At 73.2% G+C, this 12,611-nt stretch carries 9 protein-coding genes and 1 pseudogene; 6 read left to right on the top strand and 4 right to left on the bottom strand.

What is annotated here, in order from left to right:
- Positions 1–84 precede the first annotated feature (84 nt).
- A pseudogene (locus ACZ7HT_RS04805) lies at positions 85–660 on the bottom strand (flavin-containing monooxygenase); the annotation flags it as partial.
- A gap of 404 nt (positions 661–1,064) precedes the next feature.
- On the opposite strand from ACZ7HT_RS04805, the gene ACZ7HT_RS04800 reads away from it, so the two are divergent.
- The 5 genes from ACZ7HT_RS04800 to ACZ7HT_RS04780 all read left to right on the top strand — a co-directional run bounded on the left by ACZ7HT_RS04800 (position 1,065) and on the right by ACZ7HT_RS04780 (position 7,614).
- On the top strand, positions 1,065–2,510 hold the full coding sequence (locus ACZ7HT_RS04800) for a xanthine dehydrogenase small subunit (RefSeq protein ID WP_471159743.1): 1,446 nt from the start codon (positions 1,065–1,067) through the stop codon (positions 2,508–2,510).
- On the top strand, positions 2,507–4,867 hold the full coding sequence (gene xdhB, locus ACZ7HT_RS04795; protein WP_471159741.1) for a xanthine dehydrogenase molybdopterin binding subunit: 2,361 nt from the start codon (positions 2,507–2,509) through the stop codon (positions 4,865–4,867). Before ACZ7HT_RS04800 ends, xdhB begins: the two co-directional genes overlap by 4 nt.
- Position 4,868: 1 nt before the next feature.
- Positions 4,869–5,678 (top strand): xanthine dehydrogenase accessory protein XdhC, encoded by an 810-nt coding sequence (xdhC, locus tag ACZ7HT_RS04790; protein WP_471160067.1) that lies wholly within the window; start codon positions 4,869–4,871, stop codon positions 5,676–5,678.
- Positions 5,679–5,919: 241 nt separating this feature from the next.
- A complete protein-coding gene (locus ACZ7HT_RS04785) occupies positions 5,920–6,717 on the top strand; it encodes a bestrophin-like domain (protein ID WP_471159738.1) in 798 nt (265 codons plus the stop codon).
- Between the two features lie 348 nt (positions 6,718–7,065).
- Entirely contained in the window at positions 7,066–7,614 is a 549-nt protein-coding gene (locus ACZ7HT_RS04780) for a rhodanese-like domain-containing protein (RefSeq protein WP_471159736.1), read from the top strand.
- On the opposite strand, the gene ACZ7HT_RS04775 is transcribed toward ACZ7HT_RS04780, so the two are convergent.
- Positions 7,583–8,917: a uracil-xanthine permease family protein gene (locus ACZ7HT_RS04775; protein ID WP_471159733.1), complete on the bottom strand. Its 1,335-nt coding sequence runs from the start codon at positions 8,915–8,917 to the stop codon at positions 7,583–7,585. The two genes, ACZ7HT_RS04780 and ACZ7HT_RS04775, sit on opposite strands and share 32 nt — an antisense overlap.
- Positions 8,914–10,038, bottom strand: a complete 1,125-nt coding sequence (locus ACZ7HT_RS04770) for an aryl-sulfate sulfotransferase (protein ID WP_471159730.1) — start codon at positions 10,036–10,038, stop codon at positions 8,914–8,916. Before ACZ7HT_RS04770 ends, ACZ7HT_RS04775 begins: the two co-directional genes overlap by 4 nt.
- A 169-nt stretch (positions 10,039–10,207) precedes the next feature.
- On the opposite strand from ACZ7HT_RS04770, the gene ACZ7HT_RS04765 reads away from it, so the two are divergent.
- Entirely contained in the window at positions 10,208–10,762 is a 555-nt protein-coding gene (locus ACZ7HT_RS04765; protein WP_382857707.1) for a helix-turn-helix domain-containing protein, read from the top strand.
- 312 nt (positions 10,763–11,074) lie between these two features.
- Here the strand turns inward: ACZ7HT_RS04765 and ACZ7HT_RS04760 are convergent, their stop codons facing one another.
- On the bottom strand, positions 11,075–12,469 hold the full coding sequence (locus ACZ7HT_RS04760; RefSeq protein WP_471159727.1) for a serine hydrolase domain-containing protein: 1,395 nt from the start codon (positions 12,467–12,469) through the stop codon (positions 11,075–11,077).
- Positions 12,470–12,611: the final 142 nt, after the last annotated feature.

Genomic DNA, 12,611 nt, shown 5'->3' with positions numbered 1-12,611 from the left:
GATCCCGAGCACGCCGAGCCACCAGCAGAAGTCACGCCCCCGGTAGGCGCGGGGCGGACGGTCGTGCGGACCGACGGAGAGGAACACCCGGCGCCCGGACCGGCGCAGTTCGTCGGCGATCTGGACCCCCGAGGAACCGGCCCCGACGACGAGGACCGCGCCCTCGGGCAGTTGCTCCGGGTTGCGGTAGCCGCTGGAGTGGAGCTGGGTGGGGACGGCGCCGTCCGGCACGACGGGCGGGACGACGGGCCGCTGGAACGCCCCGGTCGCGGCCACGACGTAGCGCGCGTCGATCGAGCCCTCCGGCGTCTCGACGCGGAAGCCGGGCCGGCCGGCGAGCCTGCGCACCGAGGTCACCTCGACTCCGCTGCGGACCGGGGCGCCGATCTTCTCGGCGTACGCGACGAAGTAGTCGGCGACCTGCTCCTTCGACGCGAAGGCGTCGGGGGCGAGGTCGGCGAACTCCAGACCGGGGAAACGGTCGTGCCACGCGGGCCCGTTCGCGACCAGGGAGTCCCAGCGTTCGGAACGCCACCGCTCGGCGATCCGGTGCCGCTCCAGGACGAGGTGGGGGATGCCGTGGGCGCCCAGGTGCTCGCTCATCGCGATGCCCGCCTGGCCCGCCCCTACGACGACGACTTCGGTCTCTTCATGCGGCATGGGTGCCTCCGCTCTCGTGGACTGTGCTACCGCACGGCACATCCTTGGAGCGGCCCGTGGAACTGTCCAACAGATGTTTCAGTTGAGAGCCATCTGATGTGCAGATGTGTCCCGCTCGTGGCGCCCTTGACCTCCGTGATCGTCGGCCGTTAATTTGCGGGCAGCACCGGCCCATGACGACCGCGAGAGGAGGCGACCGGCGGATGAACACCTGCTCCGACCTGAGTCGCCTCGCCCACACCACGGTCTGGGTTCCGGGTCGCATCGCCCACGGCTGCTGACGACGCCGTTCTCGTTCAGGCTTTCCTTTCACCCGTTCCCGGCACGCCGCTGTCGCGTGCCGTCGTGCGCCCCCCTCTCTCCCGTGGCGCCCGAGCACAGAAAGCTGCCCGACATTGGCGAACATGATCACCGTCAACGGTGAGGAAACACCCATCGCACCGGCCCCGGCCCACACCACCGTCCTCGACTTCCTGCGCGAGCGGGGGCTCACCGGCACCAAGGAGGGCTGCGCCGAGGGTGAGTGCGGCGCCTGTTCGGTCCTGGTGGCCCGCCCCGGGCTCGACAAGCCCACCGACTGGGTGGCGGTCAACGCCTGCCTGCTCCCGGTCGCGGCGCTCGACGGCCAGGAGATCGTCACCTCCGAAGGCCTCGCCACGACCGGCGAGCCCGGGACGCCCGCCGAACTCCACCCCGTACAGCGGGAGATGGCGGCCCGCGGCGGCTCCCAGTGCGGTTACTGCACACCGGGGTTCGTCTGCAGCATGGCGGCCGAGTACTACCGGCCCGACCGCTGCGCTCACCCGGACGGGGACGGCGACTCCGAGCACGGCCCCAACGGCTTCGATCTGCACGCGCTCAGCGGGAACCTGTGCCGCTGCACCGGCTACCGCCCGATCCGGGACGCCGCGTTCGCCGTCGGTACGCCCACCGAGGAGGACCCCCTCGCGCAGCGCCGCGAGCAGGCCCCGCCCGTGCCCGTCACCACCGCGTACGTCCAGGACGACAGCGCGTTCCTGCGGAGGAGCAGCCTGGCCGAGACGCTGCGGCTGCTGCGCGAGCGGCCCGACGCCGTCGTGGTGGCCGGGTCCACCGACTGGGGTGTGGAGGTGAACATCCGCTCCCGGCGCGCCGGTTGCGTGGTCGCCGTCGACCGGCTCCCCGAACTGCGCGAGCTGCGCGTCGAGTCCGACGTCGTCGAGATCGGCGCGGCGCTGACCCTCACCGAGATCGAGCGCCGCCTCGACGGTCGAGTCCCGTTGCTCGCCGAGCTGTTCCCGCAGTTCGCCTCGCGGCTCATCCGCAACGGCGCGACCCTCGGCGGCAATCTCGGCACCGGCTCCCCCATCGGCGACAGTCCGCCGGCGCTGCTCGCGCTCGACGCGTCGGTGGTGCTCGCCGACGCCGACGGGGAGCGCGAGGTCCCCCTCCGCGACTACTTCACCGGCTACCGGCAGAGCGTGCGCCGTCCCGGCGAGCTGATCCGCGCGGTGCGCATCCCGCTGCCGCTCGCGCCCGTCGTGGCCTTCCACAAGATCGCCAAGCGGCGCTTCGACGACATCTCCAGCGTGGCGGTCGCGTGCGCGCTCGACGTCGAGGGCGGGATCGTCCGCACGGCGCGGATCGGCCTCGGCGGCGTCGCCGCCACCCCGATCCGCGCGCTCGCCACCGAGGCGGCCCTGGAGGGCAGGCCGTGGACGGCGGAGACCGTCGAGGCCGTCGCACCGGTGCTGCGGGACGAGGGCACACCGATGGACGACCACCGGGCCAGCGCCGCCTACCGCTCCGCGATGCTCGGGCAGAGCCTGCTGAAGCTGTACGCGCGAACCACCGAGGCGGTGTCGTCATGAGCCAGTTGTCCGAACGCCCCGAGAAGTCCGTCGTGGGCCTCCCCCTGCCGCACGAGAGCGCCGTCCAGCACGTCACGGGCACCGCGCTCTACACCGACGACCTGGTCCACCGCACCAAGGACGTGCTGCACGCCTACCCGGTCCAGGTCATGAAGGCCCACGGCCTGATCACCGCGCTGCGCACCGCCCCGGCGCTCGCCGTGCCCGGGGTGGTCCGCGTGCTGACCGGCGCCGACGTGCCCGGCGTCAACGACGCCGGGATGAAGCACGACGAGCCGCTCTTCCCCGACGAGGTCATGTTCCACGGGCACGCCGTCGCCTGGGTGCTCGGCGAGACCCTTGAGGCCGCCCGGCTGGGTGCGGCGGCCGTCGAGGTGGAACTCGACGAACGGCCCTCCCTGATCACCCTGCCCGAGGCGATCGCGGCGGGCAGCTTCCACGGCGCCCGCCCGGTGATGGTGACGGGCGACGTCGACGCCGGATTCGCCGACTCCGCGCACGTGTTCACCGGGGAGCTGCACTTCTCCGACCAGGAGCACTTCTACCTGGAGACGCACGCGGCGCTCGCCTACGTCGACGAGGCCGAGCAGGTCTTCGTCCAGAGCAGCACCCAGCATCCCTCCGAGACGCAGGAGATCGTCGCCCATGTGCTCGGCCTGCACAGTCACGAGGTGACCGTGCAGTGCCTGCGGATGGGCGGCGGCTTCGGCGGCAAGGAGATGCAGCCGCACGGCTTCGCGGCCGTCGCCGCGCTCGGCGCCAGGCTCACCGGCCGGCCCGTCCGGGTGCGGCTCAACCGGACCCAGGACCTGACCATGTCCGGCAAGCGGCACGGCTTCCACGCCCAGTGGAGGATCGGCTTCGACGCCGACGGCCGCATCCAGGCCCTCGACGCCACCCTGACGGCGGACGGCGGCTGGAGCCTCGACCTGTCCGAGCCGGTGGTGGCCCGCGCGCTGTGCCACATCGACAACACGTACTGGATCCCGAACGCCCGGATCACCGGTCGCGTCGCCAGGACCAACAAGGTGTCCAACACCGCCTTCCGCGGCTTCGGCGGCCCCCAGGGCATGCTGGTGATCGAGGACATCATGGGCCGGTGCGCGCCGCTGCTCGGCCTGGACCCGGCGGAGCTGCGGGAGCGCAACTTCTACGGGCGGGGCCAGTGCACGCCGTACGGGCAGCCCGTCGTCCAGCCGGAGCGGATCAGCGCCGTCTGGGAGCAGGTCAAGGAGAACGGCGGCATCGCCGACCGCCGGCGTGAGATCGCCGCCTTCAACGCCGCGCACCCGCACACCAAGCGGGCCCTCGCGCTCACCGCCCTCAAGTTCGGCATCTCCTTCAACCTCACCGCCTTCAACCAGGGCGGCGCGCTGGTGCTGATCTACAAGGACGGCTCCGTTCTGATCAACCACGGCGGCACCGAGATGGGCCAGGGCCTGCACACCAAGATGCTCCAGGTGGCGGCGACCACGCTGGGCATCCCGCTGCACGAGGTGCGCCTCGCCCCGACGCGTACGGACAAGGTGCCCAACACCTCCGCCACCGCCGCAAGCGCGGGTACGGACCTCAACGGCGGGGCGGTGAAGAACGCCTGCGAGCAGCTGCGCGCGCGGCTGCTCCAGGTGGCGGCGACGCGGCTCGGCACGAACGCCTCGGACGTCCGCATCGTCGAGGGCGTCGCGCGCGGCCTGGGCGGCGGTGAGGAGCTGGCCTGGGACGACCTTGTGCGTACGGCGTACCTCCAGCGGGTGCAGCTGTCGGCGGCCGGTTTCTACCGGACCGAGGGGCTGCACTGGGATGCTCAGGCTTTCCGCGGCTCGCCGTTCAAGTACTTCGCCCACGGCGCCGCCGCGGCCGAGGTGGAGGTGGACGGTTTCACCGGCGCGTACCGCATCCGGCGGGTCGACATCGTGCACGACGTCGGCGACAGTCTGTCCCCGATGATCGACATCGGTCAGGTCGAGGGCGGCTTCGTGCAGGGCGCGGGGTGGCTGACGCTGGAGGACCTGCGCTGGGACGCCGGTGACGGACCGCAGCGGGGCAGGCTGCTGACGCAGGCGGCGAGCACGTACAAGCTGCCGAGCTTCTCGGAGGTGCCCGAGGAGTTCCACGTCACGCTCCTGGAGAACGCCGGCGAGGAGGGCGCGGTCTACGGCTCGAAGGCCGTGGGTGAGCCTCCCCTGATGCTGGCCTTCTCGGCACGGGAGGCGTTGCGGCAGGCCGCCGCCGCGTTCGGGCCCGGCGGGATCAGCGTCGAGCTGGCCTCGCCCGCGACGCCGGAGGCGGTGTACTGGGCGGTCGAGGCGGCCCGCGACAGGGTCCGGAGCGGCGCGGAAGCGTCGGTCGGTGCCTGACATGACGTGGTTCGCCGCGGTCGCGCGGCTGCGGGCACGCCGGGAGTCCGGCGTGCTCGTGACCGTCGCGACCGTGCGCGGCCACGCCCCGCGCGACGCCGGCGCGAAGCTCGTCGTCGGGCGGACCGAGACCTGGGGCTCCATCGGCGGCGGCAACGTGGAGGCCGTCGCGATCGACCGGTCCCGGGAGATGATCGCCGCTTCCGCTCGGGAGCCGGAGCTGATCGACTTCGCGCTGAACGACAAGGTGACCAACCGGCACGGTGTGCAGTGCTGCGGCGGCACGGTGTCGGTACTGCTCGAACCGCTGCCGGTGGTACGGGCGGTGGCGGTCTTCGGCGTCGGGCACGTCGGGCTCGAACTCGCGCGGATCCTGGCCCGCCAGGACCTCGACCTCCATCTGGTCGACTCCCGCGCCGACACCCTGGCCGAGGGGCGCCTCGGCGTGCTCGCGGACGCGGTGGCCCGGGTGCGGGTGCACCACACGCCGCTGCTGCCCGAGGAGGTCCTGGAGGAACTGCCGCACGGCACGCACGTCCTGATCATGACCCATGACCACGCCGAGGACGCCGCGCTGTGCGACGCCGCCCTGCGCACGGAGCATCTCGGCTCGATCGGGCTGATCGGGTCGGCGGCCAAGTGGGCGCGGTTCCGCAGGCGGCTCGCGACCGAGGGCGGTCACGACGAGGCGGTGATCGACCGGATCAAGACGCCGATCGGTCTGGCCGACGTCACCGGCAAGGAACCCGCGACGATCGCCGTGAGCGTCGCCGCGGATCTGCTGCGCGCCTTCGAGGCCGAGGACGCCTGAGGGTGCCCCGCACGCGCGTGCGGGGCGCCCTCGCCTCGTTGTCGTCGGCGTGGTGATCCGGCAGGTGGACAGCGCCCGAACCAAACCGGAGGGTCTGGATCCGCTACGCGGCTCAACGCGGGTCCTCCGTCCGTGAGCGAACAAACGTTTCCGCTGTTCCACGCCGTGACGCGCCGCGCGATGATCGGCGCCCCGCCGGAGGCGTCAACGGCCTCCGGCCCTTCCCGGAGGTGGTCCTCTCGTGCTGATCGTCATCGTCGTCGCCGTCGTGGCTCTGCTCGCGGGTCTCGCGGCGAACCGGTTCCTCCGGCCGAGGCTGATCAAGGAGGACGACGGCACGGGGATGGCCGTCAAGGACCTCGTCGGCCCGCTCCTGACGATGACCGTCCTGCTGCTCTCCTTCGTCCTGGTCACCGCCAACGGCTCGTACGGCAAGGCCGAGGTCGCCTCGCGGGGCGAGGCCCGGGCCCTGGACCAGCTCGTGGAGACGGCCGAGTACGCGCCGCAGGTGCAGCGGGCACGGATCCAGGCCGGCGCCGTCTGCTACGCCCGCGCCGTACGCGAGCAGGAATGGCCGGCCATGGCCGACGGGCACGGATCGCCGGCGCCCAGCGTGTGGTCCACCGACTTCCGCGTGACCTTCCGGACCCTGGAGGGCAAGCCCGTCTTCGGCATGCTGGTCTCCGCCGACAACAAGCGCTCCGACGAGCGCGAGGAACGCCTCACCCAGGCGAGCGCGAGCATTCCCAGCACCATCTTCTGGTTCCTGCTCGCCACCCTCTTCGTCACCGTGACGGCCCTGGGCTTCTGCCTGCCCCGGAAGAACAACCTCGGCCAGTTGACCACCCTGACGATCATCACCGCACTCCTGACGACGATGCTGGTCATCATCCGCGACGTCGACCGCCCCTTCGGCGGCATCATCGACGTGACGCCGACGGCGATCACCGAGGTGGAGCGGCAGGCCACCCGCGACTTCCTCTCCCACACGCCGGCCACCGGCCTGCCCTGCGACGACCAGGGCAACCGGGTCGCCTGAGCGCCGGTGGCGCATGGGGCGACGCTGACACCGAGGCCCCGACCCGGCGTCCGGCTCCCGCCGCGCAAGCCCGGACGGCTCCCGGGCGCCTCCTGACGGCCTCGTCCCGCCCCGCGCTCCGTCTCCCCCTGCCATCGGGCGGGCTACACGGCCGCGCGCCTCGCACCATCCACCGCAGCAGGAGGAGACGAGCGCTGTTTGTTGCGGCGGAGTGACGGCGTCGTGGCCACCCCGTGGCGATCCCGTCCGCCGCGCCGCGGCGCCCTCCGGCGTCGCCTAGCATCCGGGAAACGGTCCTGCCGCCGCTGCCGTCGGGCCGTTTCCCGTCACTCCCGAGGACAGGTTCGCATGGGCATTTCCCGCACCCTCAGCGTCGACGAAGCACTGCCACGGCTGCCCGAACTGAACGTGGTCGACGTCCGCACCCCCGGAGAGTTCGCCTCCGGCCGCCTGCCGGGTGCCGTCAACGTGCCCCTGGACCGCATCGACGGCAGTCTGGCGGACCTGCGGCACGCCGCCGAGACCGGACCGCTGCTCCTGGTGTGCGCCTCCGGCACCCGCTCCGGCAAGGGCGCCGAGGTCCTCGCCTCGCACGGGATCGCCGCGGCGAGCCTCACCGGCGGCACCCGGGCCTGGGCCGACGCGGGGCACGGGCTCGAGTACCCGCCCGGCCCGGTGCGGGCCGTCTGGGGGATGGAGCGCCAGGTGCGCTTCACCGCCGGAGCCCTCGTGCTGCTCGGCCTGGTGCTCGGGCTGCTCGTGCATCCGGCGTTCCAGCTCCTGTCGGCGGCCATCGCCGGAGGCCTCGTGTTCTCGGCGCTCACCGACACCTGCGGGATGGCGGTGCTCCTCGCCCGGCTCCCGTTCAACCGGCGTGACTCGGCGCCTCTGGGGTGACGGTCCCGCGGTCGTTCCGCCCGAGGAGCGCGCTGAGGAGAACGGCCGTGAGCGTTCCGGCGACGACACCGCTGCCCAGGATCGTACGGGCCAAGGCAGGGAACCCCGCGTACAGGTCGGCGCTGAGCAGCGGCAGCAGCCCCACGGTGAGCGCGAGCGCGGCCGTCAGCGCGCCCGGTCCCGTGCCGGACAGGTCGGCCCGGCGGAGCATCTCGACGCCCATGACGGCGATCACCGCGTAGACGACGAGGGCGGAGCCGCCGACGACGGCCTCGGGGATGCCGGCCAGCGCCCGGGAGACGGGCGTGGCCAGGCCGAGGGCGACCAGGAGCGCTCCGGCTCCGGCGGTCACGAAGCGGCTGCGGACCCCGGTGAGCCGCCCGATGCCGATGTTCTCGGCGCTGGTGACCATGAGGGAGGTGCCGAACAGGCCTCCGGCCAGGGACACCAGGGCATCGGCGCGGGCGACGCGGGGGACGTCCCGCTCGGGGACGGGAGTCCGGCCGACGGTCTCGCTGTTGATCACGGTCTGCCCGGTGACCTCGGCGAGCGTGGTGAGGCTGAAGAGGAGCAGCGGCAGTGCGGCCACGAGGTCGAAGCGCGGTGCGCCGAAGGGCAGGAACACGGGCAGCGCGAAGCCGCCGCCGGCCGCGGGAGCGAAGGATCCCAGGCCCGTGACCACCGCGACGAGGGTGCCCGCCGCCATCCCGATGAGGACGGACGTCTGCCGCCAGACGCCGCGCAGGAACACGTACGCGGTGAGGGTCGCCGCCACGGTGAGCGCGGCGAGGAGCACCGCGCGCGGCTCCCCCGTGCCGTCGGGACCGGTGACGAGCCGGGCGGCGACCCGGATCATCGCGACCCCGATGAGCAGCACGGTCACGCCCATGACCAGCGGCTGGAAGAACCGTACGACCCGGGCGTACAGGGGAAGCACGGCGAGGAGCAGGGCGGCCGCGAGGAGGACGGCGCCAGTGGCGGTCGGCGCGCCGTGCTCCTGGGCGATCTGGAGGAACAGCGCGGTCGCGGCGCCGCCGGGCAGCATGACGAACGGCAGGCGGCCCCCGATCCGCCACACCCCGAGGGACTGGAGCAGGGCGCCGGCACCGCACAGCAGCAGGACCGTGCTGAGGAGGGAGGCCGTCGCACCGGGCGACATCTTCAGGGTGCCCGCGACGAGGAAGACGGTGGAAACGGGGGCGGCGATCATCGCGAGGACGTGCTGGGCGGCCAGCGGTACCAGGCGCGGCCAGGGGACGCGCGCGTCGACGGGTTCGGGGATCCGGGTCGGCGAGGTCGTCATGCCGTCGCCTCCAGCCACGGGATCTCGGCCGCGGCGTAGCGGTAGGCGCGGAAGACGGCGTTCGGCTGGGACGGGAAGAGGCTGCGGACCTCGCTCTCGCCGTAGCCGGCGAAGTACGGGACGACGTACTCCCAGCACAGGTAGCCGTCCTTCGTCACCTCGAACAGGCGGCCCGACGGAGAGTCGGTGACGAGCGTGTTGCCGTTCGGCAGGCGCTGGGCGGAGCCCATGAAGGGCGCGAAGAAGAACTCGCGGGCCGGGTCGTGGTACTCCCACACGATGGCGCCGCCGGTCCGGTCGATCTCGACGACGCGGGAGTACGGGACGTCGTGGCCGGGCCGGAAGACGCCGTTGTCGAAGACGAGGAGCCGACCGTCATCGAGTTCGGTGGGCGCGTGCTGCTGGCTGACCGTGCCGGGGCGGCTCCGCCAGAGGATCTCGCCGGTGTCGCGGCTGATGACGACGACGGCCGAGACGCTCCGCAGGCTCACGAGGATGTTGCCGTCCCGCAGCGGCGTGACGCTGTTGATCAGCGGCCAGTGCTCGCGGGCGTAGGCCTCGTGCAGCGGGTAGGCCTCGCGGTCGAGGTGGTCCGCGGCGCGCCAGGACCACAGGAGTTCGCCGTCCGGGCCGACCTCCTTGATCGTGTCGGCCCAGACCAGGCCGCCGGCGGCCTCGGAGCCGGGCACTCCGCCCCGTACCGCAGCGGCCTCGGTCCTGGCGAGGGGTTCGAGGGCGGTGTAGAGGATGCGGCCGTCGTCGAGGTGGTGGGCGTCGTGGTGCTGGAGCGGGTCCCGGTGCTCCCGCAGCACGGTGCCGTCGGGTGCCGCGTGGAGCATGACGCCGCCCCGGTACTTGTGCCACATCGGGAAGAGGGCGTCCTCGCCCGGGAGTACGCCGTTGTAGGCGAGGGTCCCGTCGGCGAGGAGGCGGGCGTGGCGGCCGGGGCGGTACGGGAGGTCCCACCGGTGGACGGTGCGGCCGTGGAGGTCGATCAGGTACACCTCCCCGGTGCCGGTGAGCGGCGCGTAGAGGGTGTAGCCCTCGGACGCGGCGGTGGCGTCGAGGGCGATGAGGCCGGTGGGACGGCGGCGGCGTGAGTTCTGGTCGATGGCGGGCACGTCGGGCTCCTTCAAACTTTCTTTGATGAGGACAACCGACTTTGACGTTAGGGACGTTGTGTGACGGGCGTGTGTCGGCCGTACGAAACCGTCTCCGGGTTTCCGGACCGGGCCGCGTAGGGTGCCGTCAGGCGCCACCGGGCGCCGGGAGGGGAAGGACGGGACGACCATGGAGGCCGCGAACACACCGCGGGTGGGCGCCGCCGTGCGCCGCCGGCGACGGGCACTCGACCTGACGCTCGCCGAGGTGGCGCGGAGCAGCGGGCTCTCCTCCCCGTTCCTCAGTCAGATCGAGAACGACCGGGCTCGCCCCAGCATGCGTTCGCTCCAGCGGATCGCGGACGCCCTCGGGACGACGGCGGTGCAGCTGCTCGCGGCCTCGGACGAGACCCGCACGGTCGACGTGGTGCGCGCGGACGACGACAGCGGCCTGGACCGGGAGGCCCGGGTCCGCCCGGTGGTACGCGGCCGACACCAGCTGCACGCCCTGGAGTTCGTCGGCGCGCACGAGGCGGACCGCGAGTTCCGGCACCGGAACGACGAGCTGCTGTACGTCGCGGACGGCTCGGTGGAGGTCGAGGCCGACGGCCGCGTCCACCGCCTCGGTCGCGGTGACACCCTCCTCCTGTCCGGCGGCGTCCGCCACCGCTGGCGCACGACGGAACCGGGCTCGCGGGTACTGGCCGTGGCGATCGGCGACCACGTGGAAGTACTGGAGAGCTGATGACCTGGTAGGCACCGGGTGAGGCGGACAACGGCCACGCCGACTTCCTGCGGGAGCGGGGACGGTCTGCCGTACCGGTCACGGGCGGGGCAGGGTCAGGATTCGCGGGCTCCCTCGTACATGGCCTCGACCAGCTCGGCGTACGCGCCCTCCACGACCGGTCGCTTCGCCTTGAGGCTCGGGGTGAGTTCCCCGTGCGCCCGCCAACGTTGTTGACCGGCGGGTAACTTACGAGCGGTGGTGTGAGGCTAAAGGGAAACCCGCCGCCGCGTAAGGGGAGCCGGGGAGGAAATACCCGCGCGCGGGCAGGACTTACGGCCGGTACCCCCAGTCCTCCGGGCCCCGGTCGCCGAGCAGGGCGCAGACGAACCGCTCCTCGGTCGCGCGCAGTCGGGCCAGCAGGGCCGGGTCCAGCGTGGCCTGGCCGGTGACGGAGACCGTCACCGTGCGCCGGCCGTCGCGCGTGGCCGCGGCGAACTGCGTGTAGCCGGGGGTGTTGCCGGTGTGGCCCAGGACCGTGCCGCAGCGTGTGGTGTACCGGAAGAGGCCCAGACCGGCGGCGTTGACGCCGGGGCCGGCCGGTTCGGAGGAGCCTCCGGGGAGGAAGTCCTGCTGGGCATGGCGGGTGGTGGGGCTCAGCAGCTCCGGTCCGGCGTAGCCGCCGATGAACCGGCTCAGGTCGGCCGGGGTGGAGACGATGCCGCCCGACGCCCAGGCGCCGGAGGCGCTGACCGCCTCGCTGACGTCCTCGGGCGGCTCGCCGGGTGCGGTGAGGTAGCCGTGCAGGAACGGGCGGGGAAGCAGGTAGCCCTGCGGGAGGCTGGTCTCCTTCAGCCCGAGCGGGCCGTACACGAACTGGCGCAGCAGCGACTCGTACGGGCGGCCGGTGACCCGTTCGGCCATCAGGGCGACCGCGATGTTGTCCGAGTTGGAGTAGGCGTAGCGGCTGCCCGGCGGGAAGGCGAGCGGTTGGCCGGCCACGAAGTCGAGGAGGCGGCGGGAGTCGAAGTGGTGGCGGGGGTCGGCGCGGACGATGTCCTGGAACGCCGGGCTCTTGCTGTAGTCCGGGAGGCCACTGGTGTGCTGGAGAAGCTGACGTAGGGTCACCGCATGCCAGGAGGTGGGCAGTTGGGGCAGGCGTCGGCCGATCGTGTCGTCCAGGGCCAGGGCCCTCCGGTCCACCAGGCTCAGCGCGACCGCGCTGCTGAAGGCCTTGGCCACGCTGGCGATCCGCATGTGGTCGTCGGGTTCGGGCGGGCGCCGTGTGCCGACCTCGGCCGTGCCGGCCCGGTAGACCTGCCGGCGGCCGTCGCGGGTCAGGACCGCGATCGCCCCGGGCGGGCCGCCGGGTGCCGCCACGAGATCCGCGAGGGCCCGCTGGAGCGCCGGGTCGCCGGGGCCGTACGGAGCCGTTGTGGCGTGGCCGGGGCCGTACGCAGCCGGTACGCCGTGGCCCGGGCCGTACGGAGCCGGTGTGCCCTGGCCCGGACCGTACGGAGGCAGTGCGCCGCGGCCCGGGCCGTGCGGCGCCGGACCGGGCGGGGCCGCCGCGACCGGCGCGGTCGCGCCGCCGCTCAGGACGGCGGCCGCCACCACCGCCCCGACGGCCGCCACGCGGAACCGGCGCCTCGGCCGCGGTCCGGTGCGGCCACGGGCGGGGCTGGTGGAGTTCCGGCCGTCGTACGCGGCGGGGACACGTCCGGGCATGCGCTGCCTCCTCGGAAACGGAACGGGGAGCGGCGGCCGTGGCCCACGGAGCCGGATCCGGTCGGACGACCGGCCGCCCGCGCGCCGGACCGCCCTGTCCCAGGCTGCGGCCACCGTCTCGCGGACCGCGCTCCCCCGCGCG

This window comes from Streptomyces sp. NPDC037410 (assembly GCF_055602235.1).
The sequence above is the reverse complement of the archived record's forward strand: the minus strand, read 5'-3'. Positions and strand labels throughout refer to the sequence as shown.